The organism is Salmonella sp. 5800 (genome assembly GCF_046558195.1).
GTDB lineage: Bacteria > Pseudomonadota > Gammaproteobacteria > Enterobacterales > Enterobacteriaceae > Salmonella > Salmonella enterica.
Map to the genome: position 1 here is coordinate 85,686 of NZ_JBGDOX010000011.1, position 22,679 is coordinate 108,364.

Sequence of the window (22,679 nt, forward strand, 5' to 3'; positions counted from 1 at the left end):
GGGCAATGGAATTCGCTTTTTATATCTGTGGCCTGATAGCCATCCTCGCGACCCTGCGAGTGATCACCCATACCAATCCGGTACACGCGCTGTTGTATCTGGTGATATCGCTACTGGCGATTTCCGGGGTGTTCTTTTCGCTGGGCGCTTATTTTGCCGGTGCGCTGGAAATTATCGTCTACGCAGGCGCCATCATGGTGCTGTTTGTGTTTGTGGTGATGATGCTCAACCTCGGCGGCAGCGAAATCGAACAGGAACGCCAGTGGCTGAAGCCGCAGGTGTGGATTGGTCCGGCGGTTTTGTCGGCCATTATGCTGGCGGTCATTGTGTACGCCATTCTGGGCGTTAACGACCAGGGCATCGACGGCACGCCGATTAGTGCGAAAGCGGTGGGCATTACGCTGTTCGGGCCTTATGTTCTGGCGGTCGAACTGGCGTCTATGCTGCTGCTGGCAGGCCTGGTGGTGGCGTTCCACGTCGGTCGTGAAGAGCGTGCGGGCGAAGTGCTAAGCAACCGCGCCGATGACCGCGCGAAAAGAAAAACGGAGGAGCGCGCATGATCCCCTTAACACACGGACTGATCCTCGCTGCGATTTTATTCGTCCTGGGTTTAACCGGTCTGGTTATCCGCCGCAATCTGCTGTTTATGCTGATCGGGCTGGAAATCATGATTAACGCCTCCGCGCTGGCCTTTGTGGTCGCCGGGAGCTACTGGGGCCAGACCGATGGTCAGGTGATGTACATTCTCGCCATCAGCCTTGCGGCTGCGGAAGCGAGTATTGGACTTGCGCTGTTGCTGCAACTCCATCGCCGTCGCCAGAACCTGAACATCGATTCAGTAAGTGAGATGCGTGGATGAACATGCTTGCCTTAACCATTATTCTGCCATTGATTGGCTTTGTACTGCTGGCGTTCTCTCGCGGACGCTGGTCGGAAAATCTCTCCGCGACCATTGGCGTGGGCTCCGTTGGTCTGGCGGCGTTGGTGACAGCGTTTGTCGGGATGGATTTCTTCGCCAACGGCAAACAGGCGTTCAGCCAGCCGCTGTGGACGTGGATGTCGGTCGGTAACTTCAACATCGGTTTTAACCTGGTGCTGGACGGCCTGTCGCTGACCATGCTCTCTGTGGTCACCGGCGTCGGCTTCTTGATCCACATGTTCGCCTCCTGGTACATGCGTGGGGAAGAGGGTTACTCCCGCTTCTTCGCTTATACCAACCTGTTTATCGCCAGCATGGTTGTTCTGGTGCTGTCCGATAACCTGCTGTTGATGTACCTCGGCTGGGAAGGCGTGGGCCTGTGCTCTTATCTGTTGATCGGCTTCTATTACAGCGATCCGAAGAATGGCGCAGCGGCAATGAAAGCCTTCGTGGTGACCCGTGTCGGTGACGTGTTCCTCGCCTTCGCGCTGTTCATCCTCTACAACGAACTGGGCACGCTGAACTTCCGCGAAATGGTCGAGCTGGCGCCAGCGCACTTTGCTGACGGCAACAACATGCTGATGTGGGCGACGCTGATGCTGCTGGGCGGCGCGGTCGGTAAATCTGCGCAGCTACCGTTGCAGACCTGGCTTGCCGACGCGATGGCCGGTCCGACGCCGGTCTCCGCGCTGATCCACGCCGCTACCATGGTGACCGCCGGTGTCTACCTGATCGCTCGTACCCATGGTCTGTTCCTGATGACCCCGGAAATTCTGCATCTGGTGGGCATTATCGGGGCGATTACGCTGGTAATGGCAGGTTTCGCCGCGCTGGTGCAGACCGACATCAAACGCGTGCTGGCCTATTCCACCATGAGCCAGATTGGCTACATGTTCCTGGCGCTGGGCGTACAGGCGTGGGATGCGGCGATTTTCCACCTGATGACGCACGCCTTCTTTAAAGCGCTGCTGTTCCTGGCCTCCGGCTCGGTAATTCTGGCCTGCCATCACGAACAGAACATCTTTAAGATGGGCGGTCTGCGTAAGTCCATTCCACTGGTGTATGCCTGCTTCCTGGTGGGGGGCGCGGCGCTGTCGGCGCTGCCGCTGGTCACTGCGGGTTTCTTCAGTAAGGATGAGATCCTGGCCGGCGCGATGGCTAACGGTCATATCAATCTGATGGTGGCGGGTCTGGTCGGCGCGTTCATGACCTCGCTGTACACCTTCCGGATGATTTTCATCGTATTCCACGGTAAAGAACAAATTCATGCTCATGCAGGGAAGGGGATTACCCATCATCTGCCGCTGATTGTCCTGATGATCCTGTCTACCTTTGTTGGCGCGCTGATTGTGCCGCCATTGCAGGGGGTGCTGCCGCAGACAACTGAACTGGCGCATGGTCGCGTCATGACGCTGGAAATTACCTCTGGCGTAGTGGCGATTGCCGGCATCCTGATTGCCGCATGGCTGTGGCTGGGTAAACGCACGCTGGTGACGTCGATCGCCAACAGCGCGCCGGGCCGTCTGCTGGGGACCTGGTGGTATAACGCCTGGGGCTTTGACTGGTTGTACGACAAAGTATTCGTCAAGCCATTCCTCGGTATCGCCTGGCTGCTGAAGCGCGACCCGCTTAATGCGTTGATGAACATTCCGGCTATCCTTTCCCGTTTTGCAGGCAAAGGCCTGGTACTGAGCGAGAACGGTTATTTGCGCTGGTATGTGGCATCCATGAGCATCGGCGCGGTTGTGGTGCTGGCGCTGCTGATGGTACTGCGTTGAGTTTGTTGGCTGGATGAACGACTGCCGGATGGCGCAGTGCTTATCCGGCCTACAAACCCAAAAATAATTTTTAGAATTCGTTGAAAATCTGTTCCTGAAGTACAGGCGTCATCGGCGAAGTCAGACCGGATACCGCCAGCGCACAGCAACCGGAGCGTACTGAAGTACGTGAGGATGATTCGCGAAGCTCACCCCTACGGGGCCGTCCTTACGGACGTTCAAAACGCGCTGCGTTTTGTGTGAGCACTGGCAGGATTTGGGCTGACGAGTGAGATAGCCTGAGCAGGAGTAAATATAAGGGACATACTTAGCTATGTTATTACCCTGGTTGATATTAATCCCCTTTATCGGCGGCTTTCTGTGCTGGCAGACCGAACGCTTTGGCGTGAAGGTGCCGCGCTGGATAGCGCTGATTACCATGGGGCTGACGCTGGCGCTCGGTCTGCAATTGTGGTTGCAGGGCGGCTATTCACTGACGCAATCCGCCGGTATTCCGCAGTGGCAATCTGAATTTGTTCTGCCGTGGATCCCGCGTTTTGGCATCTCTATCCATCTGGCGCTCGACGGACTGTCGCTGCTAATGGTGGTGCTGACCGGCCTGCTCGGCGTTCTGGCGGTGCTTTGCTCCTGGCGAGAAATCGAAAAATATCAGGGCTTCTTCCACCTGAACCTGATGTGGATCTTAGGCGGCGTTATCGGCGTGTTCCTGGCCATCGACATGTTCCTGTTCTTCTTCTTCTGGGAAATGATGCTGGTGCCGATGTACTTCCTGATAGCGCTGTGGGGCCACAAAGCTTCTGACGGGAAAACGCGTATCACGGCGGCGACCAAGTTCTTCATCTACACCCAGGCGAGTGGTCTGGTGATGCTGATTGCCATCCTGGCGCTGGTCTTTGTGCACTACAACGCGACCGGCGTGTGGACTTTCAATTATGAAGAGCTGCTGAACACGCCGATGTCCCACGGTGTGGAATATCTGCTGATGCTGGGCTTCTTCATCGCCTTCGCGGTGAAAATGCCGGTGGTGCCGTTGCATGGCTGGCTGCCGGATGCGCACTCCCAGGCGCCGACCGCCGGTTCCGTCGACCTGGCCGGTATCTTGCTGAAAACCGCCGCTTACGGTCTGCTGCGTTTCTCCCTGCCATTGTTCCCGAACGCGTCGGCGGAGTTTGCGCCCATCGCCATGTGGCTGGGCGTTATCGGCATTTTCTACGGCGCGTGGATGGCCTTTACCCAATACGACATCAAGCGCCTGATTGCTTATACCTCCGTTTCGCATATGGGCTTCGTGCTGATCGCTATCTACACCGGCAGCCAACTGGCGTACCAGGGCGCGGTGATTCAGATGATTGCGCACGGTTTGTCCGCAGCCGGTCTGTTCATTCTGTGTGGCCAGTTGTACGAACGTCTGCATACGCGTGACATGCGTATGATGGGCGGCCTGTGGGGCAAAATGAAATGGTTGCCTGCGCTGTCCATGTTCTTTGCGGTGGCGACGCTCGGGATGCCGGGCACCGGTAACTTTGTCGGCGAATTTATGATTCTGTTCGGCAGCTACCAGGTGGTGCCGATGATTACCGTGATCTCCACCTTTGGGTTGGTATTCGCCTCTGTATACTCGCTGGCGATGCTGCATCGCGCTTACTTTGGTAAAGCGAAGAGCCAGATTGCCAGCCAGGAACTGCCAGGGATGTCGCTGCGCGAGCTGTTTATCATTCTGTTGCTGGTGGTGCTTCTGGTACTGCTTGGCTTCTATCCGCAGCCGATTCTGGATACCTCGCATTCTGCGATGAGCAACATCCAGCAGTGGTTTGTTAATTCTGTTACTACTACAAGGCCGTAAATCGCCATGACAATAACTCCACAACACCTGATTGCGCTGCTACCGCTGCTGATCGTCGGCTTGACGGTGGTGGTTGTGATGCTCTCCATTGCGTGGCGACGCAATCACTTCCTCAATGCCACGCTGTCGGTCATTGGGCTTAACGCTGCTCTGGTTTCGCTTTGGTTTGTCGGCCAGGCCGGGGCAATGGACGTCACGCCGCTGATGCGCGTTGACGGCTTTGCGATGCTCTACACCGGGCTGGTGCTGCTGGCGAGCCTCGCCACCTGCACCTTTGCCTACCCGTGGCTGGAAGGCTATAACGATAACCAGGAAGAGTTCTACCTGCTGGTGTTAATCGCCAGCCTGGGGGGAATTCTGCTGGCGAATGCCAACCATCTGGCGGCGCTGTTCCTCGGTATTGAACTGATCTCGCTGCCGCTGTTCGGCCTGATTGGTTATGCTTTCCGCCAGAAGCGCTCGCTGGAAGCCAGTATCAAATACACCATCCTCTCCGCCGCCGCCTCGTCTTTCCTGCTGTTCGGGATGGCGCTGGTCTATGCGCAGTCCGGCAACCTGTCTTTCGAAGCGCTCGGTAAGAGCCTCGGCGATGGTATGCTGCACGAGCCGTTGCTGCTGGCGGGCTTTGGCCTGATGATTGTCGGTCTGGGCTTTAAACTCTCTCTGGTGCCGTTCCACCTGTGGACGCCAGACGTTTACCAGGGCGCGCCTGCGCCGGTTTCCACCTTCCTGGCGACGGCGAGCAAAATCGCTATCTTCGGCGTGGTGATGCGTCTGTTCCTCTATGCGCCGGTAGGCGACAGCGAAGCGGTACGCGTGGTGCTGGGCATTATCGCCTTTGCCTCTATCATCTTCGGTAACCTGATGGCGCTGAGCCAGACCAACATCAAACGTCTGCTTGGTTACTCTTCTATCTCTCACCTCGGCTATCTGCTGGTGGCGCTGATTGCCCTGCAGAGCGGCGAGATGTCGATGGAAGCGGTTGGCGTTTACCTGGCCGGTTATCTGTTCAGCAGCCTCGGCGCGTTTGGCGTGGTCAGCCTGATGTCCAGCCCGTTCCGCGGCCCGGATGCCGATTCCCTGTACTCTTACCGTGGTCTGTTCTGGCACCGTCCGGTTCTTGCCGCGGTGATGACGGTGATGATGCTGTCGCTGGCAGGTATCCCGATGACGCTGGGCTTTATCGGCAAATTCTACGTGCTGGCGGTCGGCGTTCAGGCCAGCCTGTGGTGGCTGGTCGCCGCCGTGGTGGTGGGTTCCGCGATTGGTTTGTACTACTACCTGCGCGTTGCGGTGAGTCTCTACCTGCACGCGCCGCAGCAACCGGGACGCGACGCGCCGACAAACTGGCAGTACAGCGCGGGCGGGATCGTGGTGCTGATCTCCGCGTTGCTGGTGTTGGTACTGGGCGTCTGGCCGCAGCCGCTGATTAGCCTTGTGCAGTTAGCGACGCCGTTGATGTAAGCAATAAGTAAAAACGAAAAACCCGCTTCACGAAGCGGGTTTTTTATTATCTGATGTAATGCGTTGAAATAACTATGGATTGTAGGCCGGATAAGGCGCTTGCGCCGCCATCCGGCAGGTAAGGTCTCAGCGACCGGAATTTAACTTAGCAACTGCCGGCTTACCAACGGGCCGCTGACGTTTTGCGCCGCGCGCTCCATCACTTCCTGTATCACTGAAGAGAGTTCATTGATTTCAAATTTGGCGACGTAGCCGTCGGCCTTCACCTTACGCACATGATCTTCGTTGGCGCTGCCGGAAAGGGAAGAGTGAATAACGACCGGGATCTTTTTCAGCCGTTCATCGGTTTTAATTTTACGCGTTAACGTAAAGCCATCCATTTCCGGCATCTCAAGATCTGTCAGAACCAGCGCGATTTTCTCGCTAATTGGCTTACCTTCGGCCTCCGCTTCCTGCGCCAGTTGCTGGATTCTCTCCCATGCATCCTTGCCGGTCACATGCATCTGATGCGGAATTCCCATTGCGTTCAGCCCTTTTTCCAGCATCGCGCGGGCGACTTTGGAGTCTTCCGCCACAATGGCTACCGCGCCTGGGGTAATATAAAATTTATTGGTCTTCAGATTGGTGGCGCGCAGATCGTGGCTGGAGGGGACAATATCATAAAGGATCTGCTCAACGTCGAGCACCAGCGCCAGGTTGTTGGTTTCTTTGTTGTCATCCAGGCAGGCAATACTGGTGATGTAGCGACCGTTGACGGCTTTCTCGGCGGTATGCACCTGCTGCCAGTCAAGACGCATAATATTTTCCACCGACTCGACGGCAAATGCCTGTACGCTGCGCGCATATTCGGTGATCAGCAAAATATTCAGCCCGGTTTCCGGCTTGCAGCCCGCTACCGCTGGCAAATCAATCACCGGAATGACCTGATCCCGAATATTGACCATGCCCAATAGCGGCGCTTTCATGCCTGCCGGGCGCGTAAAGGCGGGCATCGGTACGATTTCGCGCAGCTTAAATACATTGATGCCGAACAGCTCTGACTTCTGTTCATGCAGCGATGTACCAAGACGGAATAACAGCAGCTCAAAACGGTTTGACAGGGTTAAATTCGCCCTGTCATCAATATCTTTCTGAAAATTGTCCATCCTCACCTCATTATGAAAGCCTGCCTTTTTTAGTGTTATCGGCAATGAGGACAAAAAATGGAGCGCTAAACCGGGAAAACAGAAAAATCGTAAGCCAGTTCCGTCTCCGGGAAAATAGCGCGGCATTCCGCCAGTAAGCGCTGACAGCCTTTATCGTCATAGCGTGAGCTAATATGGGTCATGATCAGCCGACCGACGGCAGCTTCCCGCGCCAGCGTCGCGGTTTGACGGGTGGAGCTGTGTCCGCGAGCGTTGGCTTTCTCCTCCATTGACGCATCCAGCGTGGTTTCATGTACCATCACATCCACGCCTTGCGCCAGCGCGAGGGCGGCCTCGCAGGGCGCGGTATCGCCGAAAATCGCCACTGATTTCCCGACCACGGCGGGAGCAAGGTAGTCGGCGCCATTGATCTGCCTTCCATCGGCAAGCGTGACGGTTTTTCCTGCCTTCAACGCCTGAAACAGCGGGCCGGGCGTAACGCCTGCGGCTTTTAACGCCCTGGCATTCAGCGCGCCAGGCTTGTCATGTTCAACAACGCGATATCCGTAGCACTCCAGTGGATGCTCCAGCCTGAACGCGGTCACTTTACGCAGACCGTCGTCAAGAATATCGCCTGCGCTAATTTCTTCAATTTGCAACGGAAAATCGGTCCATGAACCGCTAAGGCGCAGTGTGGTTGCAATAAACTCACGCACGCCTTGAGGCCCGTATACGGTTAGCGGATGGGGGTTCCCCGCCATCGACCGGCTGCATAGCAGACCCGGCAGGCCAAACAGATGATCGCCGTGAAGATGGCTGATAAAAATGCGCTCAAGCTTACCGGGATGAAACGCGGTATTAAGCATTTGATGCTGTGTCCCTTCGCCGCAATCAAAAAGCCATACTCCCGGCTGCGTTGGATGTTGCAGATGTAATAAAATTGCCGTTACATTGCGTGAGCGCGTGGGAACGCCTGCGGACGTACCTAAAAAAATTAATTCCATCTTGTCCATACACGTTTGGTTATCGTTTAACCCAAGATTACCACAACACAGGAGCGCATCATGATTGACTGGCAGGATCTCCACCATAGCGAACTTACCGTTCCTCAACTTTACGCGTTACTCAAATTGCGCTGCGCGGTCTTTGTGGTAGAACAGCGCTGTCCTTACCTGGATGTGGATGGCGATGATTTAGTCGGCGACAATCGGCATATTCTGGGCTGGCATCAGGATGAACTGGTGGCGTATGCGAGGATTCTGAAAAGCGATAACGAATCAGACCCGGTTGTCATTGGCCGGGTGATCGTCAGCGATGCCTGGCGAGGGGCGAAACTGGGCCAGCAATTAATGGCGAAAACGCTGGAATCTTGTGGGCGGCGCTGGCCGGATAAGCCGCTATATCTGGGGGCGCAGGCGCATCTACAACCTTTTTATGCGCGGTTTGGTTTTATTCCGGTTACCGATGTTTATGACGAAGACGGCATTCCGCACCGGGGAATGGCGCGGGAGGTTCATCAGGCATAAACCGAAACCGTTGACTATAGTTAGGAGCAGGTGTTAACACAACGGAGAATGAGAATGTCATATCAATTTGGTGAATCACGTGTTGATGATGATCTGACTTTGCTCAGCGAAACGCTGGAAGAGGTTTTACGTTCCTCAGGCGATCCCGCCGATCAAAAATACATTGAGCTGAAAGCCCGCGCGGAACAAGCGCTGGAAGAGGTGAAAAACCGCGTAAGCCATGCGTCGGATAGCTATTATTACCGGGCAAAGCAGGCCGTTTATAAAGCGGATGACTACGTTCATGAAAAACCCTGGCAGGGTATTGGCGTAGGCGCGGCGGTAGGACTGGTACTTGGACTGCTGCTGGCGCGGCGCTAAATCCCCCCACTGAACAGAATTGCAACCCTCCCTAAATGAGGTACTGCTTTTTTAGGGCAGTACCCCGTATAATGTGGGGTTTTTAACAGGGAGGGTCCGCGTGCATTCTATTACTACTGCGCTGGAAAATCTGACGCGTCAGCTATCGCAAGAGATACCGGCGACGCCAGGGCTTTGCGTTTTCGATGCGCCTTTCCCTTTAAACGATGCCTTCGATGCATTGAGCTGGCTGGCCAGCCAGTCATCCTTTCCGCAATTCTACTGGCAACAGCGTAATGGCGACGAAGAGGCTGCCGTTCTCGGGGCAATCACCGTTTTTTCATCGCTCGATCTGGCGCAACGGTTTTTACGTCAGCACGCGCAGCCTGACCTGCGTATTTGGGGGCTGAATGCGTTCGAGCCGAAAGAGGGCTACTTATTGCTGCCGCGGCTGGAGTGGCGACGTAGCGGGGGTACGGCGACCTTACGCTTACATCTGCACAGTGACGTTTCGCTACGCGATGATGCGCGTCAGGCGAAAGCGTTTCTCGCTTCTCTGGTCGGTATTAAGCCTGTTCCGGCGCTGCGCCTTTCGCTCACGAGCGAACAACACTGGCCGGACAAAGACGGTTGGGTGAAGCTGATTCAGCAGGCCACCCACACCATTGCGCAAGAGGCGTTTGATAAAGTTGTGCTGGCGCGGGCCACCGACTTACAATTCTCCCGTCCGGTCAATGCCGCCGCGATGATGGCGTCCAGTCGTCGTTTAAATCTCAACTGCTACCACTTTTTTATGGCTTTTTCCGCCGATACCGCCTTTTTGGGATCATCGCCGGAGCGGCTCTGGCGGCGGCGTGAAACGGCGCTGCGTACCGAAGCGCTGGCCGGGACGGTGGCGAACCATCCGGATAACCATAAAGCCTGGCAGCTTGGCGAATGGTTAATGAAAGACGATAAAAACCAGCGAGAAAATATGCTGGTTGTCGAAGACATCTGCCAGCGACTGCAAAACTGCACCCACTCGCTGGATGTGCTGCCGCCGCAGGTGCTCAGACTGCGCAAGGTACAGCATTTGCGCCGCTGTATCTGGACGGCGCTTAATCAGGCGGACGACACGCTCTGCCTGCACCAGTTACAGCCTACCGCAGCGGTCGCCGGGATCCCTCGTGAACCCGCGCGTTGTTTTATAGAACAACATGAGCCGTTCGAACGTGAATGGTATGCCGGGTCGGCAGGCTATCTCTCCACGCGGCAAAGTGAGTTTTGCGTGACGTTACGTTCAGCCAAAGTGACGGCCAATGTGGTGCGATTGTATGCCGGCGCGGGAATCGTCCGCGGCTCCGATCCGGAACAGGAATGGCAGGAAATAGATAATAAAGCGGCCGGGTTACGTACCTTATTGCAGATGGATGCGTAATGAGTCACATATTCCCGACCCATATCAATAATCCATTTTTGCAGCTCTTTATACTTAGTCCCAATGATTGATACCGGACAAACTCATGTCAGTAAGTGCATTTAACCGGCGCTGGGCGGCGGTCATCCTGGAAGCCTTAACCCGTCATGGCGTCAGGCATGTTTGTATCGCCCCTGGTTCCCGTTCCACGCCGCTCACGTTGGCGGCGGCAGAGAATCCTGCTTTTATTCACCATACGCACTTTGATGAGCGTGGGCTTGGTCATCTGGCGTTAGGGCTGGCGAAAGTCAGCCAACAGCCGGTTGCCGTTATTGTCACTTCAGGTACCGCCGTGGCGAACCTCTATCCGGCGCTGATTGAGGCGGGGCTGACGGGCGAGAAGCTCATTTTACTTACCGCCGATCGCCCGCCGGAGCTGATTGACTGCGGCGCCAACCAAGCGATCCGTCAGGCGGGGATGTTTGCCTCGCACCCCTCCCAAACTCTGTCGTTGCCGCGTCCCACGCAGGATATTCCGGCGCGCTGGCTGGTGTCGACCATCGATAATGCGCTCGCCATGCTTCATGCGGGCGCGCTGCACATTAACTGTCCTTTTGCCGAACCGCTGTATGGCGATATGAATGACACCGGCCTGGTCTGGCAGCAGCGTCTCGGTGACTGGTGGCAGGATGAAAAACCCTGGCTGCGCGAAGCGCGTCGACTGGAAAGCGACAAACAGCGCGACTGGTTCTTCTGGAGACAAAAACGCGGCGTTGTCGTCGCCGGGCGTATGAGCGCGGAAGAAGGCAAAAAAGTGGCGCAGTGGGCGCAAACTCTGGGATGGCCATTAATTGGCGACGTATTGTCGCAAACCGGGCAGCCGCTGCCGTGCGCCGACCTGTGGCTCGGCAACGCCAAAGCGGTGACCGAACTGCAGCAGGCGCAGATTGTCGTCCAGCTTGGCAGTAGCCTTACCGGAAAACGCTTACTGCAATGGCAGGCAACCTGCGAGCCGGAAGAGTATTGGGTAATCGACAATATTGAAGGTCGTCTGGACCCGGCGCACCATCGTGGACGCAGACTGGTAGCGAAAATCGCCGACTGGCTGGAGATGCATCCGGCGGAAAAACGTAAACCGTGGTGTGTAGAGATCCCGCGTCTGGCGGAACTGGCGTGGCAACGGGTGGTCGCGCAGCGAGACACCTTTGGCGAAGCGCAGCTGGCGCACCGTATCCGCGACTATCTGCCGGAGCAGGGGCAATTGTTCGTGGGCAATAGTCTGGTGGTACGTCTGATCGACGCGCTGTCACAGTTGCCGGCCGGCTATCCGGTATACAGCAATCGCGGAGCGAGCGGCATTGACGGCCTGCTTTCCACGGCGGCGGGCGTGCAGCGCGCCAGCGCCAAATCGACGTTGGCTATCGTCGGCGATTTATCCGCGCTGTACGATCTTAACGCGCTGGCGTTACTACGTCAGGTATCCGCGCCGTTTGTGTTGATTGTGGTCAACAATAACGGCGGGCAGATCTTTTCCCTGCTGCCGACGCCGCAAAGCAAACGTGAGCGCTTTTATTTGATGCCGCAAAACGTCCATTTTGACCATGCGGCCGCCATGTTTAACCTGCGCTATCATCGCCCGGAAAACTGGGAAGAACTGGAATCTGCGCTGGCTGGCGCGTGGCGAACCCCGGCGACGACGGTGATCGAGCTGGTGGTAAACGATACGGACGGCGCGCAGACGTTGCAGCAACTTTTGGCTCAGGTAAGCCATCTATGATGTTGCACGCGCAGCACATGCCCGGACAGCCTGGGGCGCCCTCGCTGGTTTTCCTGCACGGTTTTTCTGGCGATTGCCGCGAATGGCAGCCGGTTGGTGAACAGTTTCACGGCTGTTCGCGGCTTTATATTGACTTACCAGGACATGGCGGATCTGCGGCTATTCCGGTCGGCGGCTTTGCCGATGTCATCAGATTGCTGCGCGCTACGTTAATTAGTTACAACATACTAAAGTTTTGGTTGGTGGGATACTCTCTTGGCGGCCGGGTGGCGATGATGGCAGCCGGCCAGGGAATACCAGGCCTGTGCGGCCTGGTGGTCGAAGGCGGTCATCCGGGGCTGCAAAATGAACAGGCGCGCGCTGAAAGACGATTGTCCGACGGGCGCTGGGCAGAGCGTTTTCGTCGTGAACCCCTGACTGAGGTTTTTCACGACTGGTATCAGCAGCCGGTGTTCGCCTCGCTGACGGCGCAGCAAAGGCAGGCGCTGACGGCGCTGCGTAGCCAGAATAACGGCGAAACGCTGGCTGCGATGCTGGAGGCGACATCGCTTGCCGCCCAGCCGGATTTACGCGAGGCGCTCAACGCGCTGGCATTTCCGTTTTATTATTTATGTGGCGAACGCGACAGCAAATTCCGCGCCCTGGCGCAGGAAGTGGCAGCGACATGCCATGTTATTCGTAACGCCGGACACAACGCGCATCGGGAAAACCCCGCTGGCGTGGTAGACAGTCTGGCTCAGATTCTGCGTCTCTGACTAAAGGACACACTATGATCTATCCTGATGAAACAATGCTTTACGCACCGGTAGAATGGCACGACTGCTCGGAGGGTTACACCGACATTCGTTATGAAAAATCCACCGACGGTATTGCAAAAATCACCATTAATCGTCCGCAGGTGCGCAATGCATTTCGTCCGTTGACCGTCAAAGAGATGATTCAGGCGCTGGCGGATGCCCGCTACGACGACAACGTGGGCGTGATTATTCTGACCGGCGAAGGCGATAAAGCATTTTGCGCGGGCGGCGACCAGAAGGTGCGCGGCGATTACGGCGGTTATCAGGATGACTCCGGCGTGCATCACCTGAACGTGCTGGATTTCCAGCGCCAGATTCGCACCTGTCCAAAACCGGTTGTCGCGATGGTCGCGGGGTATTCCATCGGCGGTGGTCATGTGCTGCACATGATGTGCGACCTGACCATCGCGGCGGAAAACGCCATCTTCGGCCAGACCGGTCCGAAAGTCGGCTCCTTTGACGGCGGCTGGGGCGCTTCGTATATGGCGCGTATCGTTGGTCAGAAGAAAGCGCGTGAAATCTGGTTCCTGTGCCGCCAGTACGATGCGCAACAGGCGCTGGACATGGGGCTGGTTAACACCGTTGTTCCGCTGGCGGATCTGGAAAAAGAGACCGTGCGCTGGTGCCGCGAAATGTTGCAAAACAGCCCGATGGCGCTGCGCTGCCTGAAAGCCGCGCTGAACGCTGACTGTGACGGTCAGGCCGGGCTGCAGGAGCTGGCCGGCAACGCTACCATGCTGTTCTACATGACCGAAGAAGGGCAGGAAGGCCGTAACGCCTTTAACCAGAAGCGTCAGCCTGACTTCAGCAAATTCAAACGGAACCCATAATGCGTAGCGCGCAGGTATACCGCTGGCAGATCCCCATGGACGCGGGGGTGGTTCTGCGCGACAGGCGGTTAAAAACTCGTGACGGGCTGTATGTTTGTCTGCGTGACGGCGAGCGTGAGGGATGGGGAGAGATCTCTCCGCTGCCGGGGTTCAGTCAGGAAACGTGGGAAGAGGCGCAGACGGCGCTACTAACATGGGTGAACGACTGGCTTCAGGGGAGCGAGGGATTACCGGAGATGCCTTCGGTCGCGTTTGGCGCAAGCTGCGCGCTGGCGGAACTGACTGGCGTCTTGCCGGAGGCGGCGGACTATCGCGCTGCGCCGTTATGCACTGGCGATCCTGACGATTTGGTGCTGCGGCTTGCCGATATGCCCGGCGAGAAAATCGCTAAGGTCAAAGTGGGTCTCTATGAAGCGGTACGCGACGGCATGGTGGTTAATTTGCTGCTGGAGGCGATCCCGGATCTGCATCTGCGTCTGGATGCGAATCGCGCCTGGACGCCGCTAAAAGCCCAACAGTTCGCAAAGTATGTTAATCCGGACTACCGCGCTCGTATCGCCTTTCTCGAAGAACCGTGTAAGACGCGGGATGATTCCCGCGCCTTTGCCCGTGAAACCGGCATCGCGATTGCCTGGGACGAAAGTCTGCGCGAAGCGGATTTCACCTTTGAAGCCGAAGAGGGCGTCAGGGCTGTGGTTATCAAACCTACGCTGACCGGATCGCTTGATAAAGTGCGTGAGCAAGTCGCTGCCGCCCATGCGTTGGGACTGACGGCGGTCATCAGCTCTTCGATCGAGTCCAGCCTCGGCCTGACGCAACTGGCGCGGATTGCCGCCTGGTTGACGCCGGGAACGCTGCCCGGACTGGATACCTTGCATCTGATGCAGGCGCAACAGGTTCGCCCCTGGCCCGGTAGCGCGTTGCCTTGTCTGAAGCGTGATGAGCTGGAACGACTGTTATGACATTCACGGACTGGCCGTGGCGCCACTGGCGTCAGGTTCGCAGTCAGGCGCCCGCTCTGCGCCTGAACGATGAAGTGCTAAGCTGGCGCGCCCTCTGTGAGCGTATTGATGCGCTGGCGGGCGGGTTTGCCGCGCAGGGCGTACGGGAGGGGGACGGTGTCCTGCTGCGCGCCGGGAATCAGCCGCGCACTCTGTTGGCATGGCTTGCGCTGATGCAGTGCGGCGCGCGGGTTCTGCCCGTCAACCCGCAGTTGCCCCAGACATTGCTGGAGGCGCTGGTGCCGAAGTTAACGCTGCGTTTTGCGCTGACACTGGAAGGCGAAAACGCGTTTTCCGGATTAACCGCGTTGCAGATACAAAAGAGCACAGCGGCGTATGCCGTGGCCTGGCAACCGCAGCGTCTGGTTTCTATGACGCTGACATCGGGTTCCACAGGATTGCCAAAAGCGGCTGTACATACGTGCCAGGCGCATCTTGCCAGCGCGCAGGGGGTGCTTTCGCTAATGCCGTTTGGCCCTCAGGATGACTGGCTGCTATCGCTGCCGCTGTTTCATGTATCCGGGCAGGGTATTATGTGGCGTTGGCTCTTCGCCGGGGCGCGCATGACGGTACGCGATAAGCAACCGCTGGAGCAGATGCTGGCAGGGTGTACTCATGCTTCGCTGGTGCCGACGCAGCTATGGCGGCTGCTGGCGAATCGGGCGGCGGTGACGCTGAAAGCCGTTTTGCTCGGCGGCGCGGTGATTCCGGTTGAACTCACCGACCAGACCAGCAAACAAGGGATTCGTTGCTGGTGCGGGTATGGGCTAACGGAGTTCGCGTCTACGGTATGCGCCAAAGAGGCCGATGGTTCGGATGATGTTGGCGCGCCGCTCCCCGGAAGAGAGATCAGGATCGTCGATAATGAAGTCTGGCTGCGCGCCGCCAGTATGGCGGAAGGTTACTGGCGTGATGGCAAACTGATCCCGCTGGTTAATGACGAGGGTTGGTTTGCCACGCGCGATCGCGGCGAGCTGAACCACGGCAGGCTAACCATCGCCGGGCGGCTGGACAACCTGTTCTTTAGCGGCGGCGAAGGCATTCAGCCGGAGGAAGTCGAACGCGTTATTAACGCGCATCCGCTGGTGCAACAAGCCTTCGTCGTGCCGGTAGAAGATAAAGAGTTTGGTCATCGTCCCGTTGCGGTTGTGGAGTATGCATCGCAGGCCGGAGACGTGAACCTCGCTGAATGGGTTCGCGATAAGCTGGCGCGTTTTCAGCAGCCGGTTCGCTGGTTGACACTGCCGTCAGAACTGAAAAACGGAGGGATTAAAATATCTCGCCGTGCGCTCCAGCAGTGGGTGTGTGAGAGCTGTAAAAATTAATGTTAGGTTAATATACAACCATTCCATCGCTATTGCCGTTTTGTTTATCCGTTGATGTGTAACGTGTTATGAACAATCAGCGTGAAACGGGGGCGCTATGGAATGGTTGGTTAAGAAATCGCATTATGTCAAAAAGAGGGCGTGCCATGTTCTGGTGCTGTGCGATAGCGGCGGTTCGCTAAAAATGATCGCCGAGGCGAATTCCATGATATTACTGAGTCCCGGCGATATCCTGTCGCCTTTACAGGATGCGCAGTATTGTATTAATCGGGAAAAACACCAGACCTTAAAAATCGTTGATGCACGCTGTTATTCCTGCGACGAATGGCAGAGGTTGACGCGCAAGCCTTCATGATCTGGCGGGCAGAAAAATCAGCATTACCCCCGCCATAATACACAATACGCCGAGCATCGCTTTTAGGCTGAAAGCGCCTTGCAAACCGGGTAACAGCATTGAGGCTACCCAGACAAGCACATAGCTGAGACTCAGTAGCGCATAGGCTTTGCTGAGCGCGAGCGTGTGTAATGTTTTATGCCAGCAGAAGACGGAAACCAGATACCCCGCCAAACCGGCGAATAGCGCCAGGGTCGCGGCATTAAATGCGCCCAGTCCGGAAATAAACGCCAGTGGATGCGCTATCGATGGCAGCCGCATCATGGCGAATCCTAAACTCAACTGGGCGAGGGAGGCAATCGCAACGCTTATCAGTCCCCACATTACGCCCATTATGCCGCACTCCCCAGAATGATAATGCCGCTGATAATCAATGCGACGCCCAACCAGTGGCGGGGCGGAACCTGTTCATGCCAGATTTTCCATGCCGCCAGCGTGACCCAGACAAAATTCAGACTCAACATCGGGTAAGCAATTCCCACCGGCAGGGTTTGTAGCACCAGCAGCCACAGCACCATCGCTGCGCCCATGCATATTAGTGCCAGGCCCAGCCACAGCATCAGGTGACGGCGGCGTCCGCCCGCCGTCAATGGCCGTGTCGCTTGCTTCTGGCAGAGCTGACCGCCAACGCTGAGCAGACTGGCAAGCACCAGAACGACGCCGATCATTTAGGCCGATACTGAATTAACACCAGACGCCCCTGATAATCAATATTGTCCGCAGGGGGAAGGGAAAGAGCGCTGATGTCTTCATCTTTGGCTATTGAAAGTACTAGCGTAATAATGCCCTCCTGACGATGCTGGTTGAGCCAGGCGTTAAAATCGTCGGCTTTAACGAATTTATCCTGCACATCAGGATAGCTAAGACCATACCTGAGTTCGCCCGCGTGTCCGTAGAGCATAATATCGTCTCGTTTCAGACTCCAGGCCAGCCCGGCGGCGACGCCCACGTTGTCGGCAAGAATATAGCGGCTTGATGCCAAAGGCGCCTGGGTCATTTCGACAAAAAACTGTGGCTGTTTGGACTCCATCACCCTGTCGGGGATGGAAAAGCCGAACAGCAGCGCCAGTCCCAGCGGACAAAACGCGGGTAATAGGTATTTTTGGCTATGACAGAGGCTATACCAGCCCACAAACGCCCAAACAGTAAAGACGCCCCAGACGCAAAACACTTTATAGGTTTCGATATGCGTCCACACCGGCGATTTCAGCGGGCCCCATGAGGAGACGACAAACGCTGCGACGATCCCGACTAACCCGAACACCAGGTTGATCCCGCCGTTGACACGTAGCGCGGCGACGCCTTCTTTTACGTTATGCAGGACGAAGCGCGCCATGAGTATCGCTATCGGTGCGAAACAGGAAAGAACATAGGTGGGCAGTTTCCCTTTCGCAATGCTGAAAAAGAGAAGCGGCATGATCGTCCATCCGAGCAAATAGAATGCGCCGTTTCGCTCGCGCCAGCCCAGTTTAAGCGCGCCAGGCAGTAACCCCAGCCACGGTAAACTTCCCGCGAGCAGTACCGGCAGATAGTACCAGAAAGGGGCTTTATGCTGGGCATCGCTCATGGCGAATCGCTGGATATGCTCCACCCAGAAAAAGTAATGCCAGAAATCGGCTTCGCGTCGCGCAATGGCGATCGCCCAGGGAAGGACAACCACAAAGCAGCTCAAGACCGCCAGCCAGCCGTATAGCAAAAAGTCCTTCCAGCGTTTCTGGACAATGACCCACGGCAGCACGCTCACTACCGGTACGGCCAGGGCGAGGAAGCCTTTAGTTAATACACCCAGACCGCAGGTTGCACCCAGTAGCAAAAACATCCCAATCTTGCCCGTTCGGGTCGTGGCCTGCATCCCCTGCCAGAAACAACACATCCCGGCCGTAAGCCAAAGCGCGATCATCGGGTCGAGTACCGCATACGTCCCGATACTGTAAACGGCAAAGAGGGAGAGAAAGATAACGGAGGCGAGCAACGCGGTACGTTTATCCCGCCATAAGCGGAATGTCAGCCACGCCACCAGCGCTGCGGCCAGTAATGTCGTTAAAATAGCACCAGCCCGCACGCCAAAATTGGTAGCGCCAAAAAGCCACTGACCCAGACTGTTTATCCAGTAACCGGCTATCGGTTTTTCAAAATAACGTAATCTCAGAAAATGCGGCACGATCCAGTCGCCAGACGCCAGCATCTCCCGACTTATTTCGGCATAGCGCGTTTCATCCGGCTGCCAGAGCAGGCGGCTATTGACAGGAATAACATAGTAGAGCGCAATAAACGCGGCGAAAGCCAGATAATAGCGTATCGATTTCATCATGAGGCGCTCGCTGCCTGTTGGCACCCCAGCCAACCTTCACGGCCAGGGATGTGTCCACGTACAATTTGCCCCAACGGCAGAGACTCAGGCGATGTCGGCAGCAGTTCGCCCAGAGGACAAAAGGTGATTCCCGCGTCACGTGCACGAACGAGCAAATCTTCAAACAGCGTCTGATAGACAATACCTTCGACTTCCGCATGGATGGTATATACCGGCGTGCCTTTGTCCTGCAACATACGGGAAATAATCCAGGTATTGAACGACTGCGCCTGAACCGCGGGGCCGATAACCTCATCCCACGTGGGTAAGGTGACCGGGATTTGCGGCGTCCCTGTCTGGCCCGGCATCAGTAGCGGACGGAATAAGGTGGTTCCACGGCAATCGCTGTTATACCGCAGGTTGAACGGTTCTTTCGCACGAACAACGCGCCCATCCGCTCGCCAGCCGGCCGCGGCTGAGCAGGTGACGGGTTTTCCGATAATGGCCTCAAGCGCCGTTATGCCGCGCGCGATATCTTCTTCAAGCTGGCGGATACTCCAGTGGCCGCTGTGAGTCTGCCACGCATGGTGATCCCAGGCATGTAGTCCCGTCTCATGGTATGTTGCCGTTTCACGAATAATCCCGGCATTGGCGTTGCCGATATTTTTTCCCGGCCAGGCAGTACCGGCCAGCAGAATATCCCAACCGTAGAGCGAAGCGGCGTTTGAACGTAGCATTTTCCATAAAAATCGCGGTTTTATCAGACGCCAAAGATGACGTCCCATATTGTCCGGCCCGACGCTGAAGAAAAAGCTGGCCTGAACGCCGTGGCGATGCAATGTCGCCAGCAGCCGGGGGACACCTTCACGCGTTCCTCGCAAGGTATCAACATCAATGCGTAAACCGACTTTCGTCATGATGCGCGTTCCGCGACATCTACGCTGCGCAGGAAGAAGTCCAGCGTTTCTTCAACCGTATCACGCATCGCAATAGACGGTTCCCAGTCCAGACAGCGCCTGGCATTGTCGATACTGGGTTTCCGGTGTGCGACATCCTGATAACCCTTGCCGTAATAACTACGGCTTTCGACGACCTGGAAACCGGCAAACGGTGGGAAATGGCAGCGCAGCGGATGCTTATCAAAACTGTCGAGCAACAGCGTCGCCAGTTCCTGAATACTGGCTTCGTTGTCAGGATTGCCGATATTAATGATTTTGCCATCGCACCGATCACCCTCATTCACAATAATGCGGAATAAGGCTTCGATCCCGTCACGAATATCGGTGAAACAGCGCTTCTGCTGACCGCCGTCGATAAGCTTGATCGGCGTCCCTTCTACCAGGTTCAGAATCAACTGCGTTATCACGCGTGAACTGCCGATACGCGCCGCGTTCAGGCTATCCAGCCGCGGCCCCATCCAGTTAAAGGGACGGAAAAGCGTGAAGCGCAATCCCTCTTTTTCGCCATAAGCCCAAATCACCCGGTCGAGAAGCTGTTTGGAAACGGAGTAAATCCAGCGTGGCTTATTCACCGGCCCGACGATCAGATTCGATTTGTCCTCGTCAAAAGAGGCGTCCGTACACATGCCGTACACTTCAGAGGTAGACGGGAAAACCACGCGTTTACGGTATTTCACGCAATAACGGATAATCCGCAGGTTTTCTTCAAAATCAAGTTCAAAGACGCGCAGCGGGTTGCGGGTGTATTCAATCGGGGTAGCAATTGCTACCAGCGGCAGTACGACATCGCATTTTTTGACATGATATTCGATCCATTCTGAGTGGATGCTGATATCTCCCTCCACGAAATGAAAGCGAGGGTGGAGCAGGAATCGGCTAATGGCGTTGCTGCCGATATCCATACCGTAGACCTCGTAATTCTCTTCATTCAGTAACCGTTCGGTCAAATGATTGCCGATAAAACCGTTGACGCCGAGGATGAGAACGCGAATGCGACGTTTACCGCTGGTCGCTGGTGGACGATTCAAACGCGCGCCCGCCACCAGACCAAGCGTCTGTGCAAGCTGCGAGCCCTGTACAGTAATACCGTCTCCGGCCTGGCCGGTAATAATCTCCAGCGCGCCATCGGCGCAGGCGACCCGCAGCGGAGAGACCGAAATTACCGAGCCGGGAAGCGTGCCCTGCGCATCCGGACAAATTCGGGAAGACCAGATAGTGAATTTTTGCGAGCCGTTATAGCTGAACGCGCCGGGCCAGGGGGCGGCTACCGCCCGCACCAGGTTATGCACCGTGGAAACCGGTTTGTGCCAGTCGATAAGGCCATCTTCCGGCCTGCGGCGACCATAATATGTAGCGTCAGACTCACGCTGAGGAACAGAAGGTATATCGCCGCATTTCATGGTGGGCAGGATGCTATTAAGCAACTGGCGCGCGGCCTGACATAGCTTATGATGCAGGGTAAGCGCAACATCGTCCTGCGCAATAGCGACGCGTTGACTGGCGACAATCTCTCCGGCGTCGGCACGTTTGACCATACGATGCAGCGTTACGCCCGTTTCGCTTTCGCCGTTAACCAGAACCCAGTTTAGCGGCGCACGGCCACGATAGGCAGGCAATAGAGAACCGTGCAGATTGAACGCGCCAGCCGGGGCGAGGTGCAGAATTTCTTCGCTTAACAGGTTGCGGTAATAGAACGAAAAAATAATATCCGGCGCAAGCTCAGCGATGCGGTCGACCCAGATAGGATGGTTTACGTTATCCGGTGCATAAACCGGAATCCCTAATTCTGCCGCCAGCCGGGAGACGGAGCCAAAAAAGGTGTTTTCCGCAGGATTGTCGGCATGAGTAAAAATCGCGGCAATCTCATACCCGGCATCCAGTACGGCCTGCACGCCCTGACATCCCATATCGTGATAGGCAAAAATAACGGCTTTCATTGGTGACTTTCCTCAGTAAACGGCGTGCTTTCCGGGTAGATAACTTGTTGAACAAAATAGCGGGGGCGGGCGCGGACATCGTTATAAATGCGACCGATGTATTCGCCCAGCAGCCCCATACCGATGAATTGCGCGCCGATGAAGGTAAACAGGACGGCAAAGAGCATAAATACGCCTTCCGCCGCCCACTGCGGTCCCAGCGCCAGGCGAAGTACAATAAGCAATACCGACAGGCTAAACCCGCCGATGGCGATAACGCTGCCCAGCAGACTCAACAGGCGCAGCGGCGTCGTCGTCAGGCAGGTCACCAGGTCATACATCAGGTTAATGAGACGCATAAAACTGTATTTAGAGTCGCCAAATTCACGTTCAGCGTGATGCACCGGGATCTCGGTAGCCCGACGAGCGAAAATGTTGGCCAGAATAGGGATAAAGGTGCTGCGTTCATGGCAGCGCAACATAGTATCGATAATAGGGCGGCGATAGGCGCGTAACATGCAGCCGTAATCGCCCATCGCTTTGCCCGTTGTGCGCTGGATCAGCAGATTAATGATTTTTGACGCCGATTTGCGAAACAGGCTGTCCTGTCGGTTCTGGCGCACGGTGCCTACCACATCGAACCCTTCATCGGCTTTCGCCACCAGACGTGGGATCTCTTCCGGCGGGTTTTGCAGATCGGCATCCAGCGTAATGATAAGATCGCCGCTTACATGGCTAAACCCCGCCATAATTGCTGCATGTTGACCGTAGTTACGGTTGAGTAAAATAGAGATGATATGGCTATCGGCCTCCTGGGACGCCTTAACCATCAGCTCCGCCGAGCTATCGCTGCTACCATCATCTATCAATAAAATCTCCCACGCTTTGCCCAGACTCTCGCAGGCGGTGGTGGTGCGTCTTATCAATTCCGGCAGGCTTTCCTGTTCGTTATAGACAGGAATAACCACCGAGACTTTTTTTATGGGGGCGGCGTCAAACAT

General features: G+C 56.2%; 22 protein-coding genes. 14 read left to right on the forward strand and 8 right to left on the reverse strand.

From position 1 onward, the window contains the following. Positions 1-5: 5 nt before the first annotated feature. The 5 genes from nuoJ to nuoN all read left to right on the forward strand — a co-directional run bounded on the left by nuoJ (position 6) and on the right by nuoN (position 6,004). Entirely contained in the window at positions 6-560 is a 555-nt protein-coding gene (nuoJ, locus tag ACLJZ5_RS18620) for an NADH-quinone oxidoreductase subunit J (protein WP_000393522.1), read from the forward strand. After that, positions 557-859: an NADH-quinone oxidoreductase subunit NuoK gene (nuoK, locus tag ACLJZ5_RS18625; RefSeq protein ID WP_000612687.1), complete on the forward strand. Its 303-nt coding sequence runs from the start codon at positions 557-559 to the stop codon at positions 857-859. The genes nuoJ and nuoK overlap by 4 nt, the downstream gene beginning before the upstream one ends. Next, the gene (gene nuoL / locus ACLJZ5_RS18630) at positions 856-2,697 is read left to right on the forward strand and encodes an NADH-quinone oxidoreductase subunit L (RefSeq protein ID WP_001056582.1); all 1,842 of its coding nucleotides are present in this window, start codon (positions 856-858) and stop codon (positions 2,695-2,697) included. The genes nuoK and nuoL overlap by 4 nt, the downstream gene beginning before the upstream one ends. Positions 2,698-3,010: 313 nt before the next feature. Then, complete coding sequence (gene nuoM, locus ACLJZ5_RS18635) at positions 3,011-4,540, forward strand: NADH-quinone oxidoreductase subunit M (protein ID WP_000926428.1); 1,530 nt, start codon at positions 3,011-3,013, stop codon at positions 4,538-4,540. A gap of 6 nt (positions 4,541-4,546) precedes the next feature. Further along, complete coding sequence (nuoN, locus tag ACLJZ5_RS18640) at positions 4,547-6,004, forward strand: NADH-quinone oxidoreductase subunit NuoN (RefSeq protein ID WP_000156669.1); 1,458 nt, start codon at positions 4,547-4,549, stop codon at positions 6,002-6,004. 140 nt (positions 6,005-6,144) lie between these two features. On the opposite strand, the gene ACLJZ5_RS18645 is transcribed toward nuoN, so the two are convergent. Beyond that, positions 6,145-7,149: a chemotaxis protein gene (locus tag ACLJZ5_RS18645; protein ID WP_000368564.1), complete on the reverse strand. Its 1,005-nt coding sequence runs from the start codon at positions 7,147-7,149 to the stop codon at positions 6,145-6,147. Positions 7,150-7,214: 65 nt separating this feature from the next. Next, entirely contained in the window at positions 7,215-8,132 is a 918-nt protein-coding gene (gene rbn, locus ACLJZ5_RS18650) for a ribonuclease BN (RefSeq protein WP_024798231.1), read from the reverse strand. 60 nt (positions 8,133-8,192) lie between these two features. Here rbn and ACLJZ5_RS18655 point away from each other — a divergent pair, with 60 nt between their 5' ends. The 9 genes from ACLJZ5_RS18655 to pmrD all read left to right on the forward strand — a co-directional run bounded on the left by ACLJZ5_RS18655 (position 8,193) and on the right by pmrD (position 16,474). Further along, entirely contained in the window at positions 8,193-8,654 is a 462-nt protein-coding gene (locus ACLJZ5_RS18655; RefSeq protein ID WP_000568156.1) for a GNAT family N-acetyltransferase, read from the forward strand. A gap of 54 nt (positions 8,655-8,708) precedes the next feature. Next, positions 8,709-9,014, forward strand: a complete 306-nt coding sequence (elaB, locus tag ACLJZ5_RS18660; RefSeq protein WP_001522308.1) for a stress response protein ElaB — start codon at positions 8,709-8,711, stop codon at positions 9,012-9,014. 100 nt (positions 9,015-9,114) lie between these two features. Continuing rightward, positions 9,115-10,410, forward strand: coding sequence for an isochorismate synthase MenF (gene menF, locus ACLJZ5_RS18665; protein WP_000555674.1), 1,296 nt, complete (start codon positions 9,115-9,117; stop codon positions 10,408-10,410). 85 nt (positions 10,411-10,495) lie between these two features. Beyond that, positions 10,496-12,166, forward strand: coding sequence for a 2-succinyl-5-enolpyruvyl-6-hydroxy-3-cyclohexene-1-carboxylic-acid synthase (menD, locus tag ACLJZ5_RS18670; protein ID WP_000116395.1), 1,671 nt, complete (start codon positions 10,496-10,498; stop codon positions 12,164-12,166). Beyond that, positions 12,163-12,921, forward strand: a complete 759-nt coding sequence (gene menH / locus ACLJZ5_RS18675; protein WP_024798232.1) for a 2-succinyl-6-hydroxy-2,4-cyclohexadiene-1-carboxylate synthase — start codon at positions 12,163-12,165, stop codon at positions 12,919-12,921. The genes menD and menH overlap by 4 nt, the downstream gene beginning before the upstream one ends. 14 nt (positions 12,922-12,935) lie before the next feature. Beyond that, positions 12,936-13,793, forward strand: coding sequence for a 1,4-dihydroxy-2-naphthoyl-CoA synthase (gene menB / locus ACLJZ5_RS18680; RefSeq protein ID WP_000640013.1), 858 nt, complete (start codon positions 12,936-12,938; stop codon positions 13,791-13,793). Further along, a complete protein-coding gene (menC, locus tag ACLJZ5_RS18685; protein ID WP_001255563.1) occupies positions 13,793-14,755 on the forward strand; it encodes an o-succinylbenzoate synthase in 963 nt (320 codons plus the stop codon). The genes menB and menC overlap by 1 nt, the downstream gene beginning before the upstream one ends. Then, a complete protein-coding gene (menE, locus tag ACLJZ5_RS18690; RefSeq protein ID WP_024798233.1) occupies positions 14,752-16,119 on the forward strand; it encodes an o-succinylbenzoate--CoA ligase in 1,368 nt (455 codons plus the stop codon). Before menC ends, menE begins: the two co-directional genes overlap by 4 nt. Before the next feature lie 97 nt (positions 16,120-16,216). After that, positions 16,217-16,474: a signal transduction protein PmrD gene (gene pmrD / locus ACLJZ5_RS18695; protein WP_000455132.1), complete on the forward strand. Its 258-nt coding sequence runs from the start codon at positions 16,217-16,219 to the stop codon at positions 16,472-16,474. On the opposite strand, the gene arnF is transcribed toward pmrD, so the two are convergent. From arnF to arnC, 6 genes are read right to left on the reverse strand one after another with little or no spacing between them, the layout of a single operon-like run. Continuing rightward, positions 16,469-16,846 (reverse strand): 4-amino-4-deoxy-L-arabinose-phosphoundecaprenol flippase subunit ArnF, encoded by a 378-nt coding sequence (gene arnF / locus ACLJZ5_RS18700; RefSeq protein ID WP_000538692.1) that lies wholly within the window; start codon positions 16,844-16,846, stop codon positions 16,469-16,471. The two genes, pmrD and arnF, sit on opposite strands and share 6 nt — an antisense overlap. Next, the gene (gene arnE, locus ACLJZ5_RS18705) at positions 16,846-17,181 is read right to left on the reverse strand and encodes a 4-amino-4-deoxy-L-arabinose-phosphoundecaprenol flippase subunit ArnE (RefSeq protein WP_000580685.1); all 336 of its coding nucleotides are present in this window, start codon (positions 17,179-17,181) and stop codon (positions 16,846-16,848) included. The genes arnF and arnE overlap by 1 nt, the downstream gene beginning before the upstream one ends. Then, positions 17,178-18,824 carry a lipid IV(A) 4-amino-4-deoxy-L-arabinosyltransferase gene (gene arnT, locus ACLJZ5_RS18710; RefSeq protein ID WP_031617862.1) on the reverse strand — a complete coding sequence of 549 codons (1,647 nt, stop codon included), beginning with the start codon at positions 18,822-18,824 and terminating at the stop codon, positions 17,178-17,180. The genes arnE and arnT overlap by 4 nt, the downstream gene beginning before the upstream one ends. After that, positions 18,821-19,720 carry a 4-deoxy-4-formamido-L-arabinose-phosphoundecaprenol deformylase gene (gene arnD, locus ACLJZ5_RS18715; protein ID WP_024798133.1) on the reverse strand — a complete coding sequence of 300 codons (900 nt, stop codon included), beginning with the start codon at positions 19,718-19,720 and terminating at the stop codon, positions 18,821-18,823. Before arnD ends, arnT begins: the two co-directional genes overlap by 4 nt. Continuing rightward, positions 19,717-21,699, reverse strand: coding sequence for a bifunctional UDP-4-amino-4-deoxy-L-arabinose formyltransferase/UDP-glucuronic acid oxidase ArnA (gene arnA, locus ACLJZ5_RS18720; protein WP_024798551.1), 1,983 nt, complete (start codon positions 21,697-21,699; stop codon positions 19,717-19,719). The genes arnD and arnA overlap by 4 nt, the downstream gene beginning before the upstream one ends. Beyond that, positions 21,696-22,679, reverse strand: a complete 984-nt coding sequence (gene arnC / locus ACLJZ5_RS18725; RefSeq protein WP_000458893.1) for an undecaprenyl-phosphate 4-deoxy-4-formamido-L-arabinose transferase — start codon at positions 22,677-22,679, stop codon at positions 21,696-21,698. Before arnC ends, arnA begins: the two co-directional genes overlap by 4 nt.

Coding starts and splice junctions, on each gene's coding strand:
- arnC (WP_000458893.1), bottom strand. CDS start 22,679: ATGTTTGACGCCGCCCCCATAAAAAAAGTCTCGGTGGTTATTCCTGTC.
- nuoK (WP_000612687.1), top strand. CDS start 557: ATGATCCCCTTAACACACGGACTGATCCTCGCTGCGATTTTATTCGTC.
- rbn (WP_024798231.1), bottom strand. CDS start 8,132: ATGGAATTAATTTTTTTAGGTACGTCCGCAGGCGTTCCCACGCGCTCA.
- arnD (WP_024798133.1), bottom strand. CDS start 19,720: ATGACGAAAGTCGGTTTACGCATTGATGTTGATACCTTGCGAGGAACG.
- pmrD (WP_000455132.1), top strand. CDS start 16,217: ATGGAATGGTTGGTTAAGAAATCGCATTATGTCAAAAAGAGGGCGTGC.
- arnF (WP_000538692.1), bottom strand. CDS start 16,846: ATGGGCGTAATGTGGGGACTGATAAGCGTTGCGATTGCCTCCCTCGCC.
- arnA (WP_024798551.1), bottom strand. CDS start 21,699: ATGAAAGCCGTTATTTTTGCCTATCACGATATGGGATGTCAGGGCGTG.
- ACLJZ5_RS18645 (WP_000368564.1), bottom strand. CDS start 7,149: ATGGACAATTTTCAGAAAGATATTGATGACAGGGCGAATTTAACCCTG.
- elaB (WP_001522308.1), top strand. CDS start 8,709: ATGTCATATCAATTTGGTGAATCACGTGTTGATGATGATCTGACTTTG.
- nuoL (WP_001056582.1), top strand. CDS start 856: ATGAACATGCTTGCCTTAACCATTATTCTGCCATTGATTGGCTTTGTA.
- ACLJZ5_RS18655 (WP_000568156.1), top strand. CDS start 8,193: ATGATTGACTGGCAGGATCTCCACCATAGCGAACTTACCGTTCCTCAA.
- menD (WP_000116395.1), top strand. CDS start 10,496: ATGTCAGTAAGTGCATTTAACCGGCGCTGGGCGGCGGTCATCCTGGAA.
- arnE (WP_000580685.1), bottom strand. CDS start 17,181: ATGATCGGCGTCGTTCTGGTGCTTGCCAGTCTGCTCAGCGTTGGCGGT.
- nuoJ (WP_000393522.1), top strand. CDS start 6: ATGGAATTCGCTTTTTATATCTGTGGCCTGATAGCCATCCTCGCGACC.
- menH (WP_024798232.1), top strand. CDS start 12,163: ATGATGTTGCACGCGCAGCACATGCCCGGACAGCCTGGGGCGCCCTCG.
- menC (WP_001255563.1), top strand. CDS start 13,793: ATGCGTAGCGCGCAGGTATACCGCTGGCAGATCCCCATGGACGCGGGG.
- menE (WP_024798233.1), top strand. CDS start 14,752: ATGACATTCACGGACTGGCCGTGGCGCCACTGGCGTCAGGTTCGCAGT.
- nuoN (WP_000156669.1), top strand. CDS start 4,547: ATGACAATAACTCCACAACACCTGATTGCGCTGCTACCGCTGCTGATC.
- arnT (WP_031617862.1), bottom strand. CDS start 18,824: ATGATGAAATCGATACGCTATTATCTGGCTTTCGCCGCGTTTATTGCG.
- nuoM (WP_000926428.1), top strand. CDS start 3,011: ATGTTATTACCCTGGTTGATATTAATCCCCTTTATCGGCGGCTTTCTG.
- menB (WP_000640013.1), top strand. CDS start 12,936: ATGATCTATCCTGATGAAACAATGCTTTACGCACCGGTAGAATGGCAC.